Consider the following 23,236-nt stretch of genomic DNA (forward strand, 5'->3'; position numbering starts at 1 on the left):
ATGATCCAGCTGCATTACTACCCCAGCACCGCCAGCATGGTGCCGCACATCCTGCTCGAAGAACTGGCCGTGCCCTACGAACGCGTGCTGGTGGACCGCGCGCAGGACGTGCAGAAGACCATGGCCTACCTGAAGCTGAACCCGAACGGCCTGATCCCGGTGCTCACCGACGGCGATCTGGTGCTGTACGAAACCGCCGCGATTTGTCTGCACCTTTGCGACACACACCCGGCCAGCGGCCTGGCACCCGCGCTGGGCACCCCCGAGCGCGCGCACTTCTACAAGTGGCTGATGTGGCTGACGAACACGTTGCAAGCCACATTGATCGTCTATTTTTACCCCGATCGCTGGGTGAATGCCGGCAACGCGGCGGGCGCCGCCGAGGTCCGGCACCACGCCGAAATCCGCATCAACAACCTCCTGAAGCAGCTCGACAACGAGCTGACCCGCCACGGCGGCCCCTGGTTCATGGGTGAGGCCTACACCGCACTGGACCCCTACGTGTTCACCCTGTGCCGCTGGACGCGCAACTTTGCCGGTGCGCCCGCCCGCAGCAAGCGCCAGCTGGGCCCGTACCTGCAGCGCATGCTGGACCGGCCTGCCGTGCAGCGGGTATTGGCCAACGAGGGCTTGAGTCCGCCCTTCGTCTGAATGCGGTTTCGCCCTTGGCGCACACGTGGATGCAAAACGGTCCGAGGGGACTGTGCAGTCGCGGTGCGGATCAGCGCTCGCCGGTGCGGGCGAGGTAGCGTTTGCGCCAGAACAGCACGCTGAGCACCACGGCCGTGAGCGTCATCGAGCCCATGGCCCACCAGAATCCCGACTCCTTGTGCAGCAGTGGAATGAATTCGAAGTTCATGCCGAAGATGCCCGCGATCAGGTTCAGCGGCAGGAAGATGGCGGTCAGCGCCGTGAGCGTGCGCATGATGTCGTTGGTGCGGTTGCTCTGTGCCGAAAAATGCATCTGCACCGCGGTCTCTGCGTTCTGCTCCAGCCGGCGCACGTTGTGCACCACACGTTCGATGTGCTCCAGCACGTCGCGGCTGCGCACCTTGAGCAGCTCCAGTCCGCGATGGCCCCCAAAGTGGTCGCTGGCGGAACCCTCGATCACTTCCCAGCCAGACAGCGCTTCGATCCAATCCTGGATGGCGGCGCGCTGGTCTTCGCAGATTTCGTCCAGGTGGTGCAGCGAAATGCGCGCGTCCAGCAACGAGCCCCAGTTGTTGAAGCGCGTCGAGGGGTGCAGCAGTTCGGCTTGCCAGTGGTCCAGCTGCCGGGTGAGTTCGCGCCGCAGATCGAGGTAGCCATCCACCATCTGGTTCACGATGCGCAGCATCAGGTCGGCCGGCCCGCTGGGCAGGTTCACGCCAGCGGCGCGCGAAGCGGCCGAGGCTGCGGCGAGCAGTCGCGAGGCGTACTGTTCCAGCACCGTGCAGCCCGCGGGGTGGACCGTGACCAGTACGCGGTCGAACACCGCAAACCCGACCGGGCTTGTGTCGATGCGGCGCAGCACCGGCGGACCGCCGCGTTTGATGTGTTGCGTCAAGACCTGACCGGGGTGCGCGAGGTCGGTCTCGCTGTGCCCTGCAGCAAGCCGACGGAACACCAGGATGTCGTACTGCGAGGTGTAGTCGAAGTGCGAGGGCAACTGGTTGTTGAGCAGGTCGGACACATGCAGGTCCACCAGCGTCACGCTGTGCAGGGCGTGCAGCGTGGACTGGATGTGACCTTGCTCCAGTTCGAACTCGCGCCGGCCGCAGGCGATCCAGACAAAACTGCGTGGCGCCAGTTCGGTGGGCAGCGCCCCGGTTTCGTGCACGGCACCGGGCAGAACGTGGAAGATGCGCATGCGTCGGTGGCCAGGCAGGCGGTGGTGGGGTGGATCAGCCGCGCAGCAGGCGGGCCGCGTCGCGCGCGAAATAGGTCAGCACGCCGTCGGCACCGGCACGCTTGAAGGCCAGCAGGCTTTCCATCATCACCGCGTCGTGGTCCAGCCAGCCGTTGATCGCAGCGGCCTTGAGCATGGCGTATTCGCCGCTGACCTGGTAGGCGAAGGTCGGCACGCGGAACTCGTCCTTCACGCGGCGCACGATGTCCAGGTAGGGCATGCCGGGCTTGACCATCACCATGTCGGCGCCTTCGGCCAGATCCAGCGCCACTTCGCGCAGGGCTTCGTCGCTGTTGCCCGGGTCCATCTGGTAGACCTTCTTGTCGGCCTTGCCCAGGTTGGCGGCCGAGCCCACCGCGTCGCGGAACGGACCGTAGAAGGCGCTGGCGTACTTGGCGCTGTAGGCCATGATGCGCGTGTGCACCAGACCCTTGGCTTCGAGAGCCAGGCGGATGGCGCCGATGCGGCCGTCCATCATGTCGCTGGGCGCCACCATGTCCACACCGGCCTCGGCCTGTGTAAGCGCCTGCTTCACCAGGATCTCGACCGTGGGGTCGTTCAGGATGTAGTTGTGCTCGTCCAGCAAGCCGTCCTGACCGTGGCTGGTGAAGGGGTCGAGCGCCACGTCGGTCATCACACCCAGTTGGGGAAATTGTTTCTTCAGTTCGCGCACCACGCGCGGCACCAGGCCATCGGGGTTCAGCGCTTCACGGCCGTCGGGCGTCTTGAGCGACGGGTCGATCACCGGGAACAGCGCCATCACCGGAATGCCCAGTTTCACGCAGTCTTCGGCCACCGGTAGCAGCAGGTCCAGGCTCAGGCGCTCCACGCCCGGCATGGAGCCCACCGCTTCGCGTCGGCCGTGCCCATCGAGCACGAACACCGGGTAGATCAGGTCGGCCGGGCTGAGCCGGTGCTCGCGCACCAGATCGCGTGTGAAGGCATCACGCCGCAGGCGGCGGGGGCGGGACAGGGGGTAGGGGGCTGGGATGTGCATGCCTGTATTGTGGCAAAGCCGCCGCGGGTGGCCGACCCGGTTCGGTTGAATCCAGTCCTCAAAGTGTCTGAAACTACCGGGTTTCAATTCGTAAGAAGATGGGGGTGATTGAAAAACCCAGAAGTTTGTGTTGAACTCTCTCATAAGAAGAAAATACAAGTGTGCGCCGGCTGTCCTGGGCTGGCGAAGGTATTTTTTTGATCTTCCGATCGGCCGTCCGCATCGAAACGCCCTGGGGGTGATGTGACATGACCGGATGCACCGGCTGCATGCGACTGTCGATAGGGTCCTGGCTTCTATATTCACCGAGTTCTGCCATGTTGCAAACCAAGAAAAACTCCGCCACCCCACCCGTGGGTACCAAACCGGCGGTCGCCGGTGCGCCCGAAGCCTGGTCGCTCGACGACCATTGGCCCGAGCTGGTGGCTAGCCTCGCCGAGCAGTTCACCGAAAACGTCAGCTCCCTGGAAAACCAGATCGATCAGTTGCTGGCCAAGGGGCGCATCAACAAGCTGGAGCATCGGGCCCTGAGCATTCCGGCCGAGCGCATCAAGCTCGCTGGTGTCAGCGCCCAGCAGATCAACCGTTTCTACAGTGGTCGCATCCGCCAGTCGCATGAGAAGGTGGACATGGCGAAGCTGGTTGAAGACGTGTTGCAGGAGCGCAAGCAGGAGCTTGGCACGCTGGGCATTGCCTTGCGGCGCAAGCTCAAACAGGTGGATGTGCTGATCGATCCCACAATTGCACATACCTTCGTCAATGCCGTGCTTGACTGGGGGCTGCCGTTTGGCAGCCGGGTCGACATGCGTCTGGACCTCAACGCCTGGCCGCAACATGCGCGTTTGCAGATGCGCGTGGCCAATGACGGTGTGCCCCCGTCAAGCGCTGCGTCGACGGACAGCCTGAGCTGGATTCTGATCCGCCAGATTGCCATGGTGTCGGGCGGTGTCGAGATCGAGCGCGAAGTGAACGAGGAGGGTGTGAGTTTCACAGCCATGTTTACCCGCACCGTGCAGGCCGTCGACGGTATTTCGGCCGTGGACCTGTCGGACGACCACTCGTCGATGTTCAAGTCGCTTTCCGGTACCTATGTGCTCACCATTTCACCGAGCTTGCAGATCCGTGCCGACGTGCGTGACGCGCTGCGTGAGATAGGTATTTCTTCGGACAGTGTGGTTGATTTCCAACAAGCCCGCGATGCCATCAAGAGCCGCATGCCCAGCCTGATCGTGGTGGATTCGGAAATCAAGGACGACGACTTTGATGCCTTCCGCCGGGATCTGCTGCGCGAAGTCTTCGAGTTCCCTTTCGTCGAGATCTCGCCGGACGATAGCTCATTCGACATGTCGGGATTTGGCGAGTTTTCCATGGCCAAGGTGGGCCGGGGCAACATCCGCGAAGCCCTTGGCACGGCGGTGATGTTCGAACTGGCCAAGATGATGTAGTAGTCCATAGGTGTTCCTGAGGCTGACGCTGCGGCCCATTTGTCAAATCTGACAGTGGCGGCGACAAAAATCCGGACATTGTGTTGTAACATTCACTCGGGCGAGCCGAAGGGTGAGCCCCCCGCTTTTCCTCCCTGAGCGGGTGCCTTAGTGTGTGACAGCAAAAAGGCTTCCTAACCCGGCCCTGAGGGCCGGGTTTTTTTTGTCCGTCGCCGAGGCGCAACCCACCCGGCGCAGCATGTGCAGTACTCCCTGGCGGGCTAAACTGCCAGCATGCTCTGGGTCAAATCCTTCCACATCGTTTTTATCGCCAGCTGGTTCGCCGGCCTGTTTTACCTGCCCCGGATTTTTGTCAATCTGGCCATGGTTCCGCCCGAAAGTGTTGCCGAGCGCGAGCGCTTGCTGCTCATGGCGCACAAGCTGATGCGCTTCACCACCCTGTTGGCTGTTCCAGCGGTTGCACTGGGTCTGTGGCTCTGGCTGGGTTATGGGATCGGTCTGGGCGCCGGCAATGGCTGGATGCACGCCAAGCTGTTCGTCGTGGCGCTGATCCTCGGCTATCACCACGCTTGCGGCGTCATGCTTCGCAGGTTCCAGCAGGGCATCAACCGCCGGGGCCATGTCTGGTACCGCTGGTTCAACGAGGCACCGGTGATCATGCTGGTGGTCGTGGTGCTGCTGGTGGTGATCAAGCCCTTCTGAGGCCCAGGGGTGGTCACGACCCCGCGTTCTTCGGCCTGGCCACTCGCGTTGCTGTTTGCGGCGCTGGTGGTGTATGCGAGCCTGTATCCGTTTCAGGGCTGGCGCATGCAGGGCGTGGAGCCGATGGCCTTCATGCTGGCGCCGCTGCCGAAGTACTGGACCGCCTTTGATGTGGTGAGCAACTTTCTGGGCTACGCCCCGCTGGCGTTTCTGCTGGCGCTGTCCCTGCTGCGCTCCGGTGCTGGGGGATGGTCCTGGTTGTTGGGCTTCACCTTGCCGCTTCTGCTGTCGTTCGGGGTGGAAACCCTGCAGAACTACCTGCCCATGCGGGTGGCCTCCAACCTCGATCTGGCACTGAACGGTGCCGGTGCGCTGCTGGGTGCGACCGCAGCCTGGATGCTGGAGCGGCTGGGTGGACTGCGCCGCTGGAGCCAGTTTCGGGCCGACTGGTTCGTGCCTGGCGCCCACGGCTCGCTGGTGCTGCTGGCCTTGTGGCCGGCAGCCTTGCTCTACCCGGTTTCGGTGCCCTTTGGCCTGGGCCAGGTCTGGGACAGGCTGGAGATGGAGCTGGCGAACCTGCTTGCGGAGACCCCATTTCTGGCCTGGGTGCCGTTCCGGGTTGAAAACCCGCTGCCGTTGAGTCCGCTGGCCGAAGCATTCTGTGTGGCGCTCGGGTTGCTGGCGCCGCTGCTCATGGGTTTCGCCGACATGCGTTCGCTGTCGCGCCGCGTGGGGTTTCTGGTGGCCTTTTTTGTGTGCGCGCTGGCTGTTTCAGGGTTGTCGTCGGCACTCACTTACGGCCCGGAGCATGGCTGGGCGTGGATCACGTCCCAGGCCTTGTTGGGACTGGCCCTGGCGTTCGTCGCCGGCCTGGCACTGCTCGCCCTGCCACGCCGGGTATGTCATGCGCTCATGCTGCTGTGCCTGGCCACGTCGCTCAGCCTGCTGAATCGAGCGCCAGTCAGTCCTTACTTCGACCAGTCGCTTGAAGTCTGGGAGCAAGGGCGCTTCATCCGTTTTTATGGCCTTTCACAATGGCTGGGTTGGTTGTGGCCTTTTTCGGCGCTGCTCTTTGGCCTGCGCGCCATCGCCCGACACCCTGGTGCCGGACAGGGCGCCCACTAAAATCGGCGCATGTCTGAAAACAAGTCGTATTACGAGCGCCACATCTTCTTCTGTCTCAATCAGCGCGAGGGGAACGAGGATTGCTGTGCCCGGCACAAGGCGCAGGCCGCCTTTGATCGTTGCAAATCCCAGGCCAAGGCCCAGGGTTTGCTCGAACCCGGCAAGGTTCGGGTCAACAAGGCGGGTTGCCTGGACCGTTGTGCCGGTGGACCGATTGCCGTGGTCTACCCGGAAGCGGTCTGGTACAGCTATGTCGACGAGAGCGACATCGACGAGATCGTGCAGTCCCATTTGCGCGACGGCGTGGTGGTGCAGCGGCTGCTGACCCCGCCGGACGTTGGACGCTGAATGCGCTCGCCCGACTGTCGAGTTCTCGTGCAGGTCGCCGATGCCAGGCTGTCCGGGGCGCACCGATGAACGCCCAGACCGAATACCTGCTGCAGGATGGTCCGGCCGGTGTGCTGGAAGTCGCGATGGACCGGCCTTCGGGCGACGCGGTCGGGATCGCGGTGCTGGCCCACCCGCACCCGCTGCATGGCGGCACACTGAGCAACAAGGTTGTCCAGACCCTCGCGCGCGCCTGCGTGCTGGCGGGCTGGACGGCTGTCCGCTTCAACTTCCGCGGCGTCGGGCGCAGTGAGGGGGCCTACGACGAGGGTCGTGGCGAGTTGGCCGATCTGTTGTCGGTGATCGAAGCGCAGGCGCCATCTGGTCCCTTGTGTCTGTCCGGGTTTTCATTCGGGGCGTTCGTCACCAGCCATGCGGCCCGCCAGCTCCATGCGCAACGCGAGATCCGGCGCCTGATTCTGGTGGGCACGGCCGCCAGCCGATTTGAAGTCGCTCCGGTGGCTGAGGAACTTCACCCGCGCACCCTGGTCATCCATGGCGAGCAGGACGACACGGTGCCTTTGGCTTCGGTCATGGACTGGGCGCGGCCCCAGGTGTTGCCTGTGCTGGTGGTGCCCGGTGGCGGCCACTTTTTTCACGGGCAGTTGCCGTTGCTGCGCGAATTGGTCCTGCGCCATCTGCACGCCTGAAGCGGCCGCCCCTTTCCCCCATTTTTTATTTCAGGAACCGGATTTTGTTGCGTCGATTGTTTTCCCGTGCTTTGTTTCTGTTGGCCGCTGCGGTGGCGTTTTCGGCCTCTGCCCAGGTGCCCCAGCCGCCCGAAGTGGCGGCCCGCGCCTATTTGCTGATGGATGTGACCTCGGGCCAGGTGCTGGCGTCGAAAGACCCCGATCTGGCGGTGGAGCCGGCGTCTCTCACCAAGCTGATGACCGCCTACATCGTGTTTGATGCCCTGAAGACGGGCAAGCTCAGTCTGACCCAGACTTTGCCAGTGAGTGAGCGGGCCTGGAAAATGCCGGGTTCGCGCATGTTCATCGATCCCAAGATGCAGGTACCCGTGGAAGATTTGGTCAAAGGCATGATCGTGCAGTCGGGCAACGATGCCACCGTAGCGCTGGCTGAGGGATTGGGCGGCAGCGTGGAGCGTTTTGTGCAGCTGATGAACCAGCAGGCGAAAGCCTTGGGCATGAACGCCAGCGGCTTCAAGAATCCCGAAGGCCTTACCGAGGCAGGTCACACCACCACCGCCCGCGACCTGGCCACGCTCGCCACCCGCCTGATGCGCGATTTCCCCGACTTCGTGCCCTATTACGCCATTCAGCGCTACCGTTATCCCGGCACCCCTGCCGCCAACGACACCAACCGCAATCTGCTGCTGTTTCGCGACCCCAGTGTGGACGGCCTGAAGACCGGTCACACCAGTGCCGCGGGCTATTGCCTGGTCGCCACCGCCCATCGGGCCGTACCCGCCTTGGGCAGCGGGCCGCAGGGGCAGCGGCGTCTGTTGAGCGTGCTGTTGGGCGCTTCGAGCGAAAACGCCCGCGCCGCCGAAAGCCAGAAGTTGCTGAACTGGGGCTACACCGCGTTTGATGCCGTGCGCCTGTCCCCTGTTGGCGAGCCGCTGGTATCGCCGCGCGTCTGGAAAGGCAAGGCGGAAGTCGTCAAGCTGGGCCGGCCCGAGGGTGTTGTGGTGTCCGTTCCTGCTGGCGAGGGTGCGAGGCTGAAGACCGAGGTCACCCGCCCGGAACCTTTGGTCGCGCCTTTGATGCGCGGCCAGGCGGTGGGCATTCTGAAGGTGAGTCTGGCCAACGGTACGCCGGTGGCCGAGGTGCCGCTGAGCGTGCTGGAGACGGTCGAGGAGAGCGGTGTCTTCGGCCGGGCCTGGGACGCTGTGCGCCTCTGGATTCAGTAAGCTGCGTCTGAAATGCGCGGCACGAAGACACCTCGCGCTTGAGAAAGCGCTGTGCATCCGCGTGTGTTCCGGCGACTTTTTGCGTGGGCGTTTGTCAGAAGAACAAGCCCGTGCTACATTAGAGGGCTTTTCGGAATCTTCCGAGAAGTTTTCGTTTTCGCTTTTTTAAACGTTTAGGGACGTTTCTTCATGCCAACCATCAATCAACTCGTGCGCCACGGCCGGGAGGTCGAAAAGACCAAATCCAAGAGCCCGGCCATGGAAAACTCTCCGCAGCGTCGCGGTGTGTGCACCCGTGTGTACACCACGACCCCCAAGAAGCCCAACTCCGCTCTGCGTAAGGTTGCCAAAGTGCGCCTGACCAACGGTTTTGAGGTCATTTCCTACATCGGCGGCGAAGGCCACAACCTGCAGGAACACAGCGTCGTGCTGGTTCGCGGCGGTCGTGTCAAGGACTTGCCTGGTGTGCGTTACCACATCGTGCGCGGTTCGCTGGACCTGCAGGGCGTGAAAGACCGCAAGCAGTCGCGCTCCAAGTACGGCGCGAAGAAGCCCAAGGCCAAATAATCCTGGTTTTTCGGTGTTTGGCCGGCCGGCAAGCTGTGTCGAACGTAGTGACCCCAAAACGCCATGTCGGCGTCGGGTCGAGTAAGTGAGGGCCTTGCTGGGTTCTCGCGGTGTCTGAAAAGATGCCAACTGAAGCAAATTTGAGGTGTAAAAATGCCACGTCGTCGCGAAGTCCCTAAACGTGAAATCCTGCCGGATCCCAAGTTCGGCAACGTCGAGCTCTCCAAGTTCATGAACGTGATCATGGAAGGCGGCAAGAAAGCTGTCGCCGAGCGCATCATTTACGGTGCGCTGGAGCAGATCGAGAAAAAGACCGGCAAAGACCCGGTCGAAGCCTTCTCCATTGCCATCAATAACGTCAAGCCCATGGTGGAAGTCAAGTCCCGCCGTGTCGGCGGCGCGAACTACCAGGTGCCTGTTGAAGTGCGCCCGGTTCGTCGCCTGGCGCTGTCGATGCGCTGGATCAAGGAAGCTGCCCGCAAGCGCAGCGAGAAGTCCATGGCCATGCGCCTGGCCAACGAGCTGATCGAGGCCACCGAAGGCCGTGGCGGCGCCATGAAGAAGCGTGATGAAGTGCACCGCATGGCCGAAGCCAACAAGGCTTTCAGCCACTTCCGCTTCTAAGTTCCGCTTTTCCCAGTCATCCAAGGCGAGCCCGCAAACCCCAGAAGGGGTGGCGGGCTTGCCCAATTCAGGAGTATTTCCATGGCACGCACTACGCCACTGGAGCGGTACCGCAATATCGGTATTTCCGCTCACATCGACGCCGGCAAGACCACCACGACCGAGCGCATTCTTTTCTACACGGGTGTGAACCACAAGATCGGTGAAGTGCACGATGGTGCCGCCACCATGGACTGGATGGAGCAGGAGCAGGAGCGTGGCATCACGATCACTTCTGCCGCTACGACCTGCTTCTGGAAGGGCATGGACCTGTCCTTCCCCGAGCACCGCATCAACATCATCGACACCCCCGGCCACGTGGACTTCACCATCGAGGTGGAGCGTTCCATGCGCGTGCTTGACGGAGCCTGCATGGTGTACTGCGCCGTGGGCGGTGTTCAGCCCCAGTCGGAAACCGTCTGGCGCCAGGCCAACAAATACAAGGTGCCACGTCTGGCCTTTGTGAACAAGATGGACCGCACCGGTGCCAACTTCTTCAAGGTCGTTGAGCAGATGAAGTTGCGCCTGAAGGCCAACCCTGTGCCGATCGTGATCCCGATCGGTGCCGAAGAGCACTTCACGGGCGTGGTGGATCTGCGCAAGATGAAGGCCATCATCTGGGACGAAGCGTCCCAGGGCATGAAGTTCAACTACGAAGAAATTCCCGCTGAACTCCTGGAGCAGGCCAAAGAGTGGCGCGAAAAGATGGTCGAGGCAGCGGCTGAAGCCAGCGAAGAGTTGATGAACAAGTACCTTGAAGAAGGTGACTTGACCGAAGAAGAGATCACCCACGGTCTGCGCGTGCGCACGCTGGCGACCGAAATTCAGCCGATGCTGTGCGGTACCGCGTTCAAGAACAAGGGTGTGCAGCGCATGCTCGACGCCGTGATCGAACTGATGCCCTCCCCGGTGGACATCGCCGACGTCAAGGGCACGGACGACGACGAAGAAGTCACCAGCCGCAAGGCCGATGACAACGAGAAGTTCTCCGCATTGGCCTTCAAGCTGATGACCGACCCGTATGTCGGCCAGCTCACCTTCGTGCGCGTCTACTCGGGCGTGATGAAAAAGGGCGATTCGGTCTACAACCCGATCAAAGGCAAGAAAGAGCGCATCGGCCGTATCGTGCAGATGCACGCCAACAACCGTCTGGAAGTCGAAGAAATTCGCGCCGGCGACATCGCTGCCTGCGTGGGCCTGAAAGACGTGACCACGGGTGAAACCCTGTGCGATCCGGATGCCATCATCATGCTGGAGCGCATGGTCTTCCCGGAGCCCGTGATTGCGCAGGCGGTGGAACCCAAGACCAAGGCCGACCAGGAAAAGATGGGCATTGCCCTGCAGCGCCTGGCCGCAGAAGATCCGTCTTTCCGCGTCAAGACCGACGAAGAGTCGGGCCAGACCATCATCGCCGGCATGGGCGAACTGCACCTGGAAATCATCGTTGACCGCATGAAGCGTGAGTTCGGTGTGGAAGCCAACGTGGGCAAGCCGCAAGTGGCCTACCGCGAGACCATCCGCAAGACGGTGGAAGACTCCGAAGGCAAGTTTGTGCGCCAGTCCGGCGGCAAGGGCCAATACGGTCACGTGGTGTTCAAGATCGAACCCAACGAAGCCGGCAAAGGCTTTGAGTTCGTCGACGCGATCAAGGGCGGTGTGGTGCCTCGCGAATACATCCCTGCGGTTGAAAAGGGCGTGATCGAAGCCTTGACGACCGGCGTGCTGGCGGGTTACCCGGTGGTGGACGTGAAGGTCACGCTGCACTTCGGTTCTTACCACGACGTGGACTCGTCCGAAATGGCCTTCAAGATGGCCGCCATCTTCGGCTTCAAGGAAGGCTGCCGCAAGGCCAGCCCGGTGATCCTTGAACCCATGATGTCGGTGGAAGTCGAGACGCCTGAAGACTACGCCGGCAACGTGATGGGTGATCTGTCCAGCCGTCGCGGCATGGTGCAGGGCATGGAAGACATGGTCGGTGGTGGCAAAGCCATTCGCGCCGAAGTGCCGCTGTCCGAGATGTTTGGTTATTCGACCACGCTGCGTTCCATGTCGCAAGGCCGTGCCACCTACTCGATGGAGTTCAAGCACTACGCCGAAGCACCGCGCAACGTGGCCGAAGCCATTGTTGCCGCGCGCGCCAAGTAAGTTTCAGCCGGTCTGCGATCACGCGCCGCCCTGTCCCCGTGCGGGGCGAATCAGCAGTGTGGTGCAGACCTAAAACCGTGACACGGGTTTGTTCTTTCTAGGAATTGAAAAATGGCAAAAGAGAAATTTGAGCGGACCAAGCCGCACGTCAACGTCGGCACGATCGGTCACGTTGACCACGGCAAGACCACCCTGACCGCGGCCATCACCACCGTGCTGGCGGCCAAGTTCGGCGGTTCGGCCAAGGCCTACGACCAGATCGACGCGGCTCCCGAAGAAAAAGCCCGCGGCATCACCATCAACACCGCCCACGTGGAATACGAAACGGCCAACCGCCACTACGCCCACGTTGACTGCCCCGGCCACGCCGACTACGTCAAGAACATGATCACCGGTGCCGCCCAGATGGACGGCGCCGTGCTGGTGTGCTCCGCCGCTGACGGCCCCATGCCCCAGACCCGCGAGCACATCCTGCTGGCCCGCCAGGTCGGCGTGCCTTACATCATCGTGTTCCTGAACAAGTGCGACATGGTCGACGACGCCGAACTGCTCGAACTCGTTGAAATGGAAGTGCGCGAGCTGCTCGACAAGTACGACTTCCCTGGCGATGCCACCCCCATCATCCACGGCTCGGCCAAGCTCGCCCTCGAAGGCGACAAGGGTCCCCTGGGTGAAGAGGCCATCATGAAGCTGGCCGATGCGCTGGACACCTACATCCCCACGCCCGAGCGTGCTGTGGACGGTGCCTTCCTGATGCCCGTGGAAGACGTGTTCTCCATCTCCGGCCGCGGCACCGTCGTGACCGGTCGTATCGAGCGCGGCATCGTCAAGGTCGGCGAAGAAATCGAAATCGTCGGCATCAGCGACACCCAGAAAACCACCTGCACCGGCGTGGAAATGTTCCGCAAGCTGCTGGACCAGGGTCAGGCTGGCGACAACGTCGGTATCCTGCTGCGCGGCACCAAGCGCGAAGACGTGCAGCGCGGCCAGGTGCTGTGCAAGCCCGGCTCCATCAAGCCCCACACCCACTTCACGGGTGAGGTGTACGTGCTGTCCAAGGACGAAGGTGGCCGTCACACGCCGTTCTTCAACAACTACCGTCCGCAGTTCTACTTCCGCACCACCGACGTGACCGGCTCCATTGAGCTGCCCGAAGGCAAGGAAATGGTCATGCCGGGTGACAACGTGTCGATCACGGTCAAGCTGATTGCCCCGATCGCCATGGAAGAAGGTCTGCGTTTCGCCATCCGCGAAGGTGGCCGTACCGTCGGCGCCGGTGTGGTTGCCAAGATCATCGCTTAAGGAGCATCCACATGTCTTCCAAGCAAAAGATCCGCATCCGCCTGAAAGCGTTTGACTACAAACTGATCGATACCTCGGCTGCCGAGATCGTCGACACCGCCAAGCGCACCGGCGCCATCGTCAAGGGCCCTGTGCCCCTGCCGACGCGCATGAAGCGTTTTGACATCCTGCGTTCGCCGCACGTCAACAAGACGTCGCGCGACCAGCTTGAAATCCGCACCCACCAGCGCCTGATGGACATCGTGGACCCGACCGACAAAACGGTTGACGCCCTGATGAAGCTCGACCTGCCGGCCGGCGTGGACGTCGAAATCAAGCTGCAGTAATGCACGCATGGCAAGCCTGGCGAGAGTCAGGCTTGCGCAATTTCAGCCTGCTGGTTATACTCGTAGGCTTTTCAGGCCTTTGGTCTGAGAGATGATCGTTTTTTCGGTGCAGCCCGGTGGGTCCGGAGCGCCTTAACAATGTGCCGCAGCGCTGCCTCAGGGTGGAGGCGGGTACAACATCAGCCCCGGCCAATTGAAGTCGGGAACGGAGAAAACAATGAGTCTTAGCAACTCCCTCGGGTTGTTGGGTCGCAAGGTGGGCATGATGCGCCTGTTCACCGATGATGGGGACGCAGTTCCTGTCACGGTGGTCGACGTGTCCAACAACCGTGTGACACAAGTCAAAACCCAAGCCAACGATGGCTACGATGCGCTGCAGGTCACCTTTGGTGCCCGCCGTGCCTCCCGCGTCACCAAGCCCGAAGCGGGCCACCTGGCCAAGGCCGGTGTTGAAGCGGGTGAAATCATCCAGGAATTCCGCGTCGCCTCCGACGTCGCTGCCCAGTACCAGCCCGGTGCCGTGGTGGCTGCCAACGCGATCTTCGCGGCTGGCCAGAAGGTGGACGTGCAAGGCACCTCGATCGGTAAAGGCTTCGCCGGCACCATCAAGCGCCACAACTTCAAATCCCAGCGCGCGTCGCACGGCAACAGCCGTTCGCACAACGTGCCGGGCTCGATCTCCATGGCACAAGACCCAGGTCGTGTGTTCCCCGGCAAGAAAATGACCGGACACATGGGCGATGACACCAAGACCATCCAGAACCTCGACATCTTCCGCGTTGACGAAGCCCGTCAGCTGCTGATGATCCGTGGCGCTGTGCCGGGCTCCAACGGCGGTTTCCTGACCGTTCGCCCCGCCATCAAAGCCAAAGTCAACAAGGGAGCTAACTGATGCAAGTTGAACTCCTGAATGACCAGGGTCAAGCGTCGTCCAATGTGGACGTGCCCGAGACCGTGTTTGGTCGTGACTACAACGAAGCGCTGATTCACCAGCTGGTCGTGGCCTATCAGGCCAATGCCCGTCAGGGTACGCGAGCCCAGAAGGACCGTGAGCAGGTTCATCACTCGACGAAGAAGCCGTTCAAGCAAAAAGGTACGGGCCGCGCCCGCGCCGGTATGACATCTTCCCCGCTGTGGCGTGGGGGTGGTCGCATTTTCCCGAACAGCCCCGACGAAAACTTCACCCAGAAGCTCAACAAGAAGATGTATCGCGCCGGCATGGCCTCCATCTTCTCGCAGCTGGCCCGTGAAGGCCGTCTGGCGGTGGTGGATTCCATGAAGGTGGACTCGCCCAAGACCAAGCAGCTCGCCGACAAGTTCAAGGCCATGAACCTGAACCACGTTCTGGTGATTGCCGAGGAAGTGGACGAAAACCTGTACCTGGCTTCGCGCAACCTGCCCAACATCCTGGTTGTTGAGCCGCGTTACGCCGATCCGGTGTCTCTGGTGCACTACAAGAAGGTGATCGTCACCAAGGGCGCCATTGACCAGCTCAAGGAGATGTTCGCATGAGCGTCACGAAATACGATGAAGGCCGTCTGATGCAGGTGCTGGTTGCGCCGATCGTGTCGGAAAAGGCCACACAAGCCGCCGAGCAATCCAACGCCGTGCTGTTCAAGGTGCTGCGGGATGCTTCCAAGCCTGAAATCAAAGCCGCTGTGGAATTGATGTTCAAGGTGGAAGTCAAGGGCGTGTCCGTGCTGAACCAGAAGGGCAAGTCCAAGCGCTTTGGCAAGTCCGTTGGTCGCCGCGACCACGTGCGCAAGGCCTACGTGACGCTGATGCCGGGTCAGGAACTGAACTTCGGCGGGGAGGCTGTTTAATCATGGCAGTTATCAAGATGAAACCCACCTCACCAGGCCGTCGCGGCATGGTGAAGGTCACGCGTGACCACCTCCACAAAGGTGAAGGTTATGCACCGCTGCTGGAACCACAATTCCAGAAGGCCGGTCGCAACAACAACGGTCACATCACGGTTCGCCACAAGGGCGGTGGTCACAAGCACCACTACCGCGTGGTCGACTTCCGTCGCACCAAGGACGGCATCCCGGCCAAGGTCGAACGCATCGAGTACGACCCCAACCGCACCGCCCACATTGCGCTGCTGTGCTACGCCGATGGCGAGCGCCGTTACATCATCGCCCCTCGCGGTGTTGAAGTCGGTGCCACGCTGTTGTCCGGTTCGGAGTCGCCGATCCGTGTCGGCAACACCTTGCCGATCCGCAACATCCCTGTCGGTTCGACCATCCACTGCATCGAACTGCAAGTCGGCAAAGGCGCGCAAATCGCCCGTTCCGCTGGTGCTTCGGCCGTGTTGCTGGCTCGCGAGGGCATTTACGCCCAGGTGCGCATGCGCTCGGGTGAAGTGCGCAAGATCCACGTCGATTGCCGCGCCACCATCGGTGAAGTGTCCAATCAGGAACACAGCCTGCGTCAGCTGGGCAAAGCCGGTGTGAAGCGTCACATGGGCATCCGTCCGACCGTTCGCGGTACCGCGATGAACCCGATCGACCACCCGCACGGTGGTGGTGAAGGCAAGACCGGCGAAGGCCGCGCTCCGGTGGATCCATGGGGCAACCTGACCAAAGGCTACCGTACGCGCAACAACCGCCGTACGCAGTCGATGATCGTGTCGCGTCGCAAGAAGTAAAGGGTTGACAACATGACTCGTTCACTCAAAAAAGGCCCTTTCATTGACCATCACCTGATGGCCAAAGTGGAAAAGGCCGTGTCCACCAAGGACAAAAAACCCGTCAAGACCTGGTCGCGCCGCTCCATGATCCTGCCCGAGTTCATCGGTCTGACCATCGCTGTGCACAATGGCAAGCAGCACGTGCCCGTGTACATCACCGATCAGATGGTGGGTCACAAGCTCGGCGAGTTTTCGCTGACGCGCACGTTCAAAGGCCACCCGGCCGATAAAAAAGCGAAGAAGTAAGGACCAACCATGAATACAGAAACTCGCTCTGTCGTTCGCGGCGTGCGCCTGTCGATGGACAAGGGCCGCCTGGTTGCGGACCTGATTCGCGGCAAAAAGGTTGACCAAGCCCTGAACATCCTGGCGTTCACGCAAAAGAAGGCCGCTGGCATTGTCAAGAAAGCCCTTGAGTCCGCCATCGCCAATGCTGAACACAACGACGGCGCCGATATCGATGAATTGAGGGTCAAGACCATCTACATCGAACAAGGCACCACGCTCAAGCGTTTTTCGGCCCGCGCCAAAGGCCGCGGCAACCGCATCAGCAAACCCACCTGTCACATCTATGTGACGGTTGGCAACTGAAGAGGTCACTGGAATATGGGACAGAAAATCAACCCCACCGGGTTCCGCCTCGCGATTTCACGCAACTGGGCAAGCCGCTGGTACGCAAGCAACCGCGACTTCGCCGGCATGCTGGCCGAAGACATCAAGGTGCGCGAGTACCTCAAGGGCAAGCTGAAGAACGCCGCGGTTTCCCGCGTCGTGATCGAGCGTCCTGCCAAGAACGCCCGCATCACCATTTACTCGGCACGTCCGGGCGTGGTGATCGGCAAGAAGGGTGAAGACATCGAGAAGCTGAAGAAAGAACTGGCCGCCAAGCTGGGCGTGCCGGTTGCGGTCAACATCGAAGAAGTGCGCAAGCCCGAAATCGATGCCAAGCTGATCGCCGACAGCATCACGCAGCAGCTCGAAAAGCGCATCATGTTCCGCCGCGCCATGAAGCGCGCGATGCAGAACGCCATGCGTCTGGGTGCCCTGGGCATCAAGATCATGTCGTCGGGTCGTCTCAACGGTATTGAAATCGCTCGCTGCGAGTGGTACCGCGAAGGCCGCGTGCCGCTTCACACCCTGCGCGCCGACATCGACTACGGCACGTCCGAAGCCAAGACCACCTACGGCATCATCGGTGTCAAGGTCTGGGTCTACAAGGGCGACACTCTGGGTCGCAACGATGCGCCCGTGGCCGTTGAAGCTCCTCGTTCTGAAGAAGATCGTCGTCCGCGTGGTCCGCGCCGCGAGCGTCCGGCAGGTCCTCCTGCCCGCGCTGCGGTTCGCCGCCCTGGCGCCAATGCCGCCCCGGCCGATGGCAGCGACAAGCCTGCCGAAGCCACGGGTGGTGACACCAAACCCGCCGTTAAGCGCGTTCGTAAAGACGCACCCGCATCTGCAGCTGCGGACGGCAAAGGAGAATAAACATGTTGCAACCCGCTCGTCGCAAGTACCGTAAAGAGCAAAAAGGCCGCAACACGGGCGTCGCTACCAGTGGCGCCACCGTGGCTTTTGGTGACTTCGGTCTCAAGTCCACCGACCGCGGCCGTCTGACGGCCCGCCAGATCGAAGCCGCACGCCGTGCGATTTCCCGTCACGTCAAGCGTGGCGGCCGGATCTGGATCCGCGTGTTCCCGGACAAGCCGATTTCCCAGAAGCCTGCCGAAGTCCGCATGGGCAACGGCAAGGGTTCGGTCGAGTACTACGTGGCTGAAATCCAGCCCGGCAAGGTGCTCTACGAGATCGTCGGTGTGCCCGAACAGCTGGCGCGTGAAGCCTTCACGCTCGCTGCCGCCAAACTTCCTTTGCGCACCACGTTCGTGACGCGCATGCTGGGTCAGTGATTCAGGAGAACATGAGATGAAAACTGCTGATCTGCGCAAAAAGGATGTGGCCGGCCTCGAAGCCGAAGTGAAATCGCTGCAAAAGGCCCACTTCGGTCTGCGCATGCAAAAAGCCACGCAACAACTCAACAACACCGGTACGCTGGGCGACACCCGCCGTGCCATTGCCCGCGCCAAGACCATCCTGGCCGAGCAACAGCGTGCAGCGGCTGCTGCCAAATAAGGAGCGAAACCATGACGGAAGCTAAAACATCCCTCAAGCGCACCTTGATTGGCAAGGTCGTCAGTGACAAGCGTGCCAAGACCGTGACGGTTCTGGTTGAACGCCGTGTGAAGCACGAGCTCTACGACAAGATCGTTGCCAAGTCGAGCAAGTACCACGCGCACGACGAAGCCGGTGAATACAAGACGGGCGACGTGATCGAGATCACCGAAAGCCGTCCGCTGTCCAAGACCAAAAACTGGGTTGCCACCCGCCTGGTTCAAAAGGCCGCACTGGTGTAAGCCTGTTTTTGCGCTCTGCAGCGCAACTCGAAGAAGCGACCGACAATTCGGTCGCTTTTTTCATTTCTGGCGCCGCGTTTTTCGCGGGTCGGCCAATCCGGCCCTGCGGGGCTTTATCCAGTACAACGAGGAGCCCCCATGATTCAGATCGGCGACAAGATTCCTGCAACCACCTTGATGGAATTCATCGAGGTTGCGGGAGAAGGCTGCAGCATTGGCCCCAACCCGGTGGACACGGCCAAGGCCAGCGCTGGCAAGACCATCGCTATTTTTGCCTTGCCCGGTGCGTTCACCCCCACTTGTTCGGCCAAACATGTGCCCGGCTATGTGGCTCAGTTCGATGCCCTCAAGGCCGCGGGCGTTGACGAAATCTGGTGCCTGAGCGTGAACGACGCGTTTGTGATGGGTGCCTGGGCGCGCGACCAGAAAACCGGCGACAAGGTGCGCATGCTGGCCGACGGCAGTGCGGAATTTGCCAAGGCCACGGGCCTGACACTGGATCTGACGGCACGCGGCATGGGTTTGCGCAGCAACCGCTATTCCATGCTGGTGAAGGATGGCGTGGTCAAGGCGCTGAACATCGAAGGCCCGGGTCAGTTCGAGGTGAGCGATGCCGAAACCTTGCTGGCACAGGTCAAAGCCGGTCTCTGAGATCGGCGGTCCGGATCAAGGGCAGGCCGCCAGCGGGTGGTCTGCCCTTTCCTTTTCCCCAACCACTGATCATTTACACCAGGCTAGAGCACAGCCTTGAGGTAGTGGGCCCCGGCCAACGGGTTGTGGTAGTAGGGTGGCACCTCGACAAAACCCGCTTCCTGGTACATGGCCCGTGCCGTCTCCATGTCGCTCAGCGTGTCCAGCAGCATGGTGGTGTAGCCTGCGAGTTGGGCCAGGGTCATGATGCGCTCGACCAGTTGGCGGCCCAGGCCAAAGCCACGGAACGCACGCCGGACAAACAGGCGTTTCATTTCGCAGGCGTTGAGGTGGTCACTGCTGATCAACGGCCGGAAGGCGCAGCAGCCGGCGGGTGCACCGTCGACACAGGCCAGCAACAAACCGCCACCAGGCGCCGCGTAATCACCGGGCAGGGTCGCCAGTTCGTCGGCGAAGCCCTGGAAGCACAGGTCCACACCCAGATCGGCCTGGTACTCCAGAAAGAGCGCACGAATGGTGGCCACATCTTCGCCAGAGTGAACCAGGCGCAGGGTGACTTCGGCAGGGGACTCGTTCATGGATTCAAGGTGCTCGGGCGATTCCGGATCATGACTATACGACAAGCTATTTTTCGCAGCCGACCGTCAAAACCCGGAGGTTGCACCCAGACCCACCAGCCCATACACCACCAGCGCACACAGGCACAACACGCCCAGCGCCAGCAGACGCGACTGCGTTGAATCGCGGGCACTTGGCACAGCGGTGGGGACCTGCTTGTCGCCCACGATCATGGGCCTCACCAGGTTTTCCTTTTTTGAGAACCTGTAGTAACCAATGGCCAGAAGGTGCAGCACGACAAGGGCGAGCACGATGAATTTGCCAACGTTCTTGTGGTAGCTGGTGGCCAGGCTGACCGCATCGCCCGAGACCAGGCTCACGAGCGGACCGGTGAACGCTATCTCGTCATCGCTGAAAAGACCGCTCCCCACCTGCAACAGCAAGATGGTCAACAGGCCAAAAACGGAGAACGCCCCCAGGGGGTTGTGGCCGACGCGGTGTTCAGGACGGGCCTGGCCCCTGAGGTAGTTCAGCACGGCGGTGGGCCCGTACAGGAAGCTGGAGAAGCGTGACCAATGCCCGCCCACAAAGCCCCAGACCAGTCGGAACAGCAATAGCGTCAAAACGGTGTAGCCCAGCCGCAGATGCCAGTTCATCCAGTTCCCGCCCACGTTGGCGGTGACGATCTGGCCGATGACGCAGACGACCAGAGCCCAATGAAACAGGCGGGTGGGCAGATCCCAGACGCGGACAGTGTGCATGTTCTAGCCTCCTGCGGTGACGCCTGCATTATGGAGAAAACGGTATGGCAGAGGTTCCAGCGGAACTAATTCACGGAACGAAGACTCAGCGCGTTGTAGCACGCAAGGGCTACAACAACACCTCCAACCCACTTGCTCAGGTGCGCATTCCACTGATGGCGGACAGTGATTCCATTCCCATCGCGGACAGCGTTCCAGGCGATGGCGGACACGCCGCGCGGGTGTCCTGAGTGACGAGCAAATCGTAGCCGAAGTGTCCGCCATCAGCGTGGAACCGGTGGCCAGGCGGTGTCCTTCAAGCGGCCCTGGCGACCTTTCTCATGGACTCGCCTTTGAGGGCCATTTTGTGCGAGCCGTGGACGATGCGGTCAAGGATGGCGTCGGCCAGCGTGGGCTCGTCCAGCCAGGCGTGCCAGGCGGTCATCGGCAGTTGGCTAGTGATGAGCGTTGAGCGCGTGCCCACACGGTCGTCCAGCAGCTCCAGCAAGTCATTGCGTTCGTGTGCAGCAATCGGGGCAATGCCGAAGTCGTCCAGGATGAGTAAATCCAGCTTGGCCAGTTGCGCCAGACGTTTGCCAAAGCTTCCGTCGCCATGGGCCACATGCAGTTCCTCCAGCAGTCGCGGTGCGCGGGTGTAGAGCACCGAGAAGCCCAGGCGAGCGGCCTGCTGGCCCAGCGCACACGCCAGCCACGTCTTGCCGCAGCCTGTGGCACCGGTGAGCAGGACGTTGTGGCCATGGCGCAGCCAGTCCCCGCCGGCCAGGCTGCCGATGACTTCCCGACTCAAACCTCGGCTGCACCGCCAGTCGATGTTCTCCAGGCAAGCGCTGGAGACCTTTAGCCGGGCGGTCTTCAAGAGGCGCTCCAGGCGTTTGCTGTCGCGCCAGTCCACCTCTCGCTGCACCAGCAGCGCCAGGCGTTGCTCGAAGGGCAGTTCACTGACCGCGATGTGGGTGGCGGCGTCATTGAGGGCCGCCACCATGCCGTCCAGGCGAAGGATGCGGAGTTGGTTGAGGGTCTGTTCGTTGAGCATGTTCGTTCTTTCGGTATGGGCGTGTTGAGGTGGTGGCTGACGGTCGTCTTCAGTGGTCATCAGTGGTAGTAGCCCGGCCCCCGCACGTTCTCGTGCAGCGGCAGGCTCGCCTGTGTGGGAATGGGCGCATCAAGCGCTCGCTGGTCCAGGCCGCAGCTCAGGATGGAGGCGATGCTCTTGTAGGAGGGTGAGCGAATCGACTGCGCCCGGGCGCAGGCCGCCTCCAGGCGCTGCGCTCCGTACTCACGCCCCAGACGCATCAGGCCCAGGCAGGAGCGGTAACCCTGCTCGGGGTGGGCGCGGTGTTCCATCTGCCAGCGCACCACGGCCGCGGTGGCCACTCCCACCCGCTCGCCCCAGGCGATGAGCTTGGCCGGTGTCCACTGCAGGTGCGCCCGGTGCGAGGCCGGCATGTGCTCTGGTGTGGTGGTGTGTGCACCCTTGCGAGGATTCAAGGCATGGGCTGCCACGCGTTTGTTGCCATGCAGGACTTCGACCGTGCCCGCCGTGATGCGCAACTCCACCACCTCGCCCACCAGGGCGTGGGGCACCGAGTAGTAGTGGCCGTCGAGTTCGACGTGGTAATCGATGTTGACGCGGGCAGGCTTGAAGCGGGCTATTGGCATGCGCGTGGGCGGCAGTGGGCGCAACAGCGGTGCATCGAGTTCGGCAAATGCGCTGGCCCGGTTGCCGGGCAGCTTCTTGAACGCTCTCTGGTTCAAATCCACCAGCAATGTGGCAATGGCACGGTTCAGGGCGGCAATACTGAAGAAGGTCTGGTGGCGCAAGCGGGCCAGAATCCAGCGCTCAACCACCTGCACCCCCACTTCGACCTTGGGCTTGTCACGTGGTTTGGCCGGGCGCGCCGGCATGACCGCCAGGCTGTAATGCACCGAAAGCTCTTCCAGCAAACGGTGTGAGGTGGGCTCGTAGCGGTCAGGGCGCGCCATGAGGGCGCGTGGCTGGTCAGGCACCAGCAGGCGGGGTACGCCACCGATGAACTCCAGTGTGGCGATGATGCTGGCCACCCAGTCGACCGCCTTCTGGCTGGGGGTGGCGCAGGCGTAGGTGTAGTTCGATGCCCCCAGCACGGCCACAAATATCTGGGCCTGGTTTATCTCGCCGGTGCTGGCATCCACGACGGGCACCGTCTGGCCAGCGTAGTCCACGAAGAGCTTGTCGCCGGCCTCGTGGGTCTGGCGCATGGAGCGCTGCAGGCTGCGGGCCCAGGCCTTGTACTTCTCGCAGAAGGCGCTGTATTTGTAGGCTTGGCCGGCGTGTTGATGCTGGTACTCCTCCCACAGCAGTTGCAGCGTGACACCGGGGCGGCGCAGCTCTTGGTGGATGTGAGCGTGGTCAGGCTCCAGGTGGCGGGACTCTCGCGCCACTGGGGGCCGGTACAGCCGCGCTTGCAGCTCTTCGTCGCTCAAGGTCTGGGCCAAGACCCAGTCCACGCCAGCCACGCGTGCGTAGCTGGCTATCTCGCTGACGGTGGATTTGGAGATGCCGAGAGCGGCACCGATTTGGCGGGTGCTCAATGCCCCGGCGTGCAGCAGCTGCAGTGTGTGTCGTATTTTGCTCATGGTGACCCTGGGTGTGGGCATTGCTGGTTCCGGTCGAAAAACCGGTCAGCGTATGCCGCGTTTGGGTCACTCAGAACACCCGCAGGTGTCCGCCATCAAAATGGAATGCTGTCCGCCATCACCGTGGAACGGT

General features: G+C 61.9%; 29 protein-coding genes. 23 read left to right on the plus strand and 6 right to left on the minus strand.

Translation table 11 applies throughout. The features are described 5' to 3' along the window. The gene (locus F3K02_RS17925) at positions 1-651 is read left to right on the plus strand and encodes a glutathione S-transferase family protein (RefSeq protein WP_177136993.1); all 651 of its coding nucleotides are present in this window, start codon (positions 1-3) and stop codon (positions 649-651) included. Positions 652-721: 70 nt separating this feature from the next. Here the strand turns inward: F3K02_RS17925 and F3K02_RS17930 are convergent, their stop codons facing one another. Both F3K02_RS17930 and hemB read right to left on the minus strand, forming a co-directional pair. Then, complete coding sequence (locus tag F3K02_RS17930; RefSeq protein ID WP_177136994.1) at positions 722-1,849, minus strand: magnesium transporter CorA family protein; 1,128 nt, start codon at positions 1,847-1,849, stop codon at positions 722-724. A 34-nt stretch (positions 1,850-1,883) separates the two neighbouring features. Next, positions 1,884-2,885, minus strand: coding sequence for a porphobilinogen synthase (gene hemB / locus F3K02_RS17935; protein WP_177136995.1), 1,002 nt, complete (start codon positions 2,883-2,885; stop codon positions 1,884-1,886). A 317-nt stretch (positions 2,886-3,202) separates the two neighbouring features. Between hemB and F3K02_RS17940 the strand changes: the two genes are divergently transcribed. From F3K02_RS17940 to F3K02_RS18045, 22 genes are all read left to right on the plus strand, one after another. Next, entirely contained in the window at positions 3,203-4,330 is a 1,128-nt protein-coding gene (locus F3K02_RS17940; RefSeq protein ID WP_218179491.1) for a hypothetical protein, read from the plus strand. 273 nt (positions 4,331-4,603) lie between these two features. Continuing rightward, positions 4,604-5,032: a CopD family protein gene (locus F3K02_RS17945; RefSeq protein ID WP_177136997.1), complete on the plus strand. Its 429-nt coding sequence runs from the start codon at positions 4,604-4,606 to the stop codon at positions 5,030-5,032. A gap of 9 nt (positions 5,033-5,041) precedes the next feature. Beyond that, positions 5,042-6,157, plus strand: a complete 1,116-nt coding sequence (locus F3K02_RS17950) for a VanZ family protein (protein WP_177136998.1) — start codon at positions 5,042-5,044, stop codon at positions 6,155-6,157. A 9-nt stretch (positions 6,158-6,166) separates the two neighbouring features. Then, complete coding sequence (locus F3K02_RS17955) at positions 6,167-6,505, plus strand: (2Fe-2S) ferredoxin domain-containing protein (protein ID WP_177136999.1); 339 nt, start codon at positions 6,167-6,169, stop codon at positions 6,503-6,505. Between the two features lie 65 nt (positions 6,506-6,570). Continuing rightward, on the plus strand, positions 6,571-7,194 hold the full coding sequence (locus F3K02_RS17960) for an alpha/beta hydrolase (protein WP_177137000.1): 624 nt from the start codon (positions 6,571-6,573) through the stop codon (positions 7,192-7,194). A gap of 44 nt (positions 7,195-7,238) precedes the next feature. Further along, positions 7,239-8,417 carry a D-alanyl-D-alanine carboxypeptidase family protein gene (locus F3K02_RS17965; protein ID WP_218179492.1) on the plus strand — a complete coding sequence of 393 codons (1,179 nt, stop codon included), beginning with the start codon at positions 7,239-7,241 and terminating at the stop codon, positions 8,415-8,417. Positions 8,418-8,606: 189 nt separating this feature from the next. Continuing rightward, a complete protein-coding gene (gene rpsL, locus F3K02_RS17970; protein WP_056266875.1) occupies positions 8,607-8,984 on the plus strand; it encodes a 30S ribosomal protein S12 in 378 nt (125 codons plus the stop codon). Positions 8,985-9,137: 153 nt separating this feature from the next. Next, positions 9,138-9,608, plus strand: a complete 471-nt coding sequence (gene rpsG, locus F3K02_RS17975) for a 30S ribosomal protein S7 (RefSeq protein WP_068169697.1) — start codon at positions 9,138-9,140, stop codon at positions 9,606-9,608. A gap of 81 nt (positions 9,609-9,689) precedes the next feature. Further along, positions 9,690-11,792 carry an elongation factor G gene (fusA, locus tag F3K02_RS17980; protein WP_177137001.1) on the plus strand — a complete coding sequence of 701 codons (2,103 nt, stop codon included), beginning with the start codon at positions 9,690-9,692 and terminating at the stop codon, positions 11,790-11,792. A 111-nt stretch (positions 11,793-11,903) separates the two neighbouring features. Next, complete coding sequence (gene tuf, locus F3K02_RS17985; protein ID WP_177132504.1) at positions 11,904-13,094, plus strand: elongation factor Tu; 1,191 nt, start codon at positions 11,904-11,906, stop codon at positions 13,092-13,094. Positions 13,095-13,105: 11 nt separating this feature from the next. Then, the gene (gene rpsJ, locus F3K02_RS17990; RefSeq protein WP_068174613.1) at positions 13,106-13,420 is read left to right on the plus strand and encodes a 30S ribosomal protein S10; all 315 of its coding nucleotides are present in this window, start codon (positions 13,106-13,108) and stop codon (positions 13,418-13,420) included. Between the two features lie 217 nt (positions 13,421-13,637). Then, entirely contained in the window at positions 13,638-14,312 is a 675-nt protein-coding gene (rplC, locus tag F3K02_RS17995; RefSeq protein WP_177137002.1) for a 50S ribosomal protein L3, read from the plus strand. Continuing rightward, on the plus strand, positions 14,312-14,932 hold the full coding sequence (gene rplD / locus F3K02_RS18000; RefSeq protein ID WP_177137003.1) for a 50S ribosomal protein L4: 621 nt from the start codon (positions 14,312-14,314) through the stop codon (positions 14,930-14,932). The genes rplC and rplD overlap by 1 nt, the downstream gene beginning before the upstream one ends. Then, positions 14,929-15,243 (plus strand): 50S ribosomal protein L23, encoded by a 315-nt coding sequence (gene rplW / locus F3K02_RS18005; protein ID WP_177137004.1) that lies wholly within the window; start codon positions 14,929-14,931, stop codon positions 15,241-15,243. Before rplD ends, rplW begins: the two co-directional genes overlap by 4 nt. A gap of 2 nt (positions 15,244-15,245) precedes the next feature. Continuing rightward, positions 15,246-16,070: a 50S ribosomal protein L2 gene (rplB, locus tag F3K02_RS18010; RefSeq protein ID WP_177137005.1), complete on the plus strand. Its 825-nt coding sequence runs from the start codon at positions 15,246-15,248 to the stop codon at positions 16,068-16,070. A 12-nt stretch (positions 16,071-16,082) separates the two neighbouring features. After that, entirely contained in the window at positions 16,083-16,358 is a 276-nt protein-coding gene (rpsS, locus tag F3K02_RS18015; RefSeq protein WP_077334601.1) for a 30S ribosomal protein S19, read from the plus strand. Between the two features lie 9 nt (positions 16,359-16,367). Continuing rightward, positions 16,368-16,703, plus strand: coding sequence for a 50S ribosomal protein L22 (gene rplV, locus F3K02_RS18020; protein WP_177137006.1), 336 nt, complete (start codon positions 16,368-16,370; stop codon positions 16,701-16,703). Positions 16,704-16,718: 15 nt separating this feature from the next. After that, the gene (gene rpsC / locus F3K02_RS18025) at positions 16,719-17,594 is read left to right on the plus strand and encodes a 30S ribosomal protein S3 (protein WP_177137007.1); all 876 of its coding nucleotides are present in this window, start codon (positions 16,719-16,721) and stop codon (positions 17,592-17,594) included. 2 nt (positions 17,595-17,596) lie between these two features. Further along, a complete protein-coding gene (rplP, locus tag F3K02_RS18030; protein WP_177137008.1) occupies positions 17,597-18,013 on the plus strand; it encodes a 50S ribosomal protein L16 in 417 nt (138 codons plus the stop codon). A gap of 16 nt (positions 18,014-18,029) precedes the next feature. Next, positions 18,030-18,236 (plus strand): 50S ribosomal protein L29, encoded by a 207-nt coding sequence (rpmC, locus tag F3K02_RS18035; RefSeq protein ID WP_177137009.1) that lies wholly within the window; start codon positions 18,030-18,032, stop codon positions 18,234-18,236. 11 nt (positions 18,237-18,247) lie between these two features. Beyond that, positions 18,248-18,517 (plus strand): 30S ribosomal protein S17, encoded by a 270-nt coding sequence (rpsQ, locus tag F3K02_RS18040; protein ID WP_177137010.1) that lies wholly within the window; start codon positions 18,248-18,250, stop codon positions 18,515-18,517. 138 nt (positions 18,518-18,655) lie between these two features. After that, complete coding sequence (locus F3K02_RS18045; protein WP_177137011.1) at positions 18,656-19,168, plus strand: peroxiredoxin; 513 nt, start codon at positions 18,656-18,658, stop codon at positions 19,166-19,168. A gap of 83 nt (positions 19,169-19,251) precedes the next feature. On the opposite strand, the gene F3K02_RS18050 is transcribed toward F3K02_RS18045, so the two are convergent. The 4 genes from F3K02_RS18050 to istA all read right to left on the minus strand — a co-directional run bounded on the left by F3K02_RS18050 (position 19,252) and on the right by istA (position 23,124). Then, positions 19,252-19,746 (minus strand): GNAT family N-acetyltransferase, encoded by a 495-nt coding sequence (locus F3K02_RS18050; RefSeq protein ID WP_177137012.1) that lies wholly within the window; start codon positions 19,744-19,746, stop codon positions 19,252-19,254. 66 nt (positions 19,747-19,812) lie between these two features. Further along, positions 19,813-20,487 carry a cytochrome b/b6 domain-containing protein gene (locus F3K02_RS18055; protein WP_177137013.1) on the minus strand — a complete coding sequence of 225 codons (675 nt, stop codon included), beginning with the start codon at positions 20,485-20,487 and terminating at the stop codon, positions 19,813-19,815. A gap of 295 nt (positions 20,488-20,782) precedes the next feature. After that, a complete protein-coding gene (gene istB / locus F3K02_RS18060; RefSeq protein WP_177136039.1) occupies positions 20,783-21,520 on the minus strand; it encodes an IS21-like element helper ATPase IstB in 738 nt (245 codons plus the stop codon). A 59-nt stretch (positions 21,521-21,579) separates the two neighbouring features. Next, positions 21,580-23,124 (minus strand): IS21 family transposase, encoded by a 1,545-nt coding sequence (gene istA, locus F3K02_RS18065; protein ID WP_177136038.1) that lies wholly within the window; start codon positions 23,122-23,124, stop codon positions 21,580-21,582. Positions 23,125-23,236: the final 112 nt, after the last annotated feature.

It is taken from the genome of Hydrogenophaga aromaticivorans (genome assembly GCF_013387465.1).
Classification (GTDB): domain Bacteria; phylum Pseudomonadota; class Gammaproteobacteria; order Burkholderiales; family Burkholderiaceae_C; genus Hydrogenophaga; species Hydrogenophaga aromaticivorans.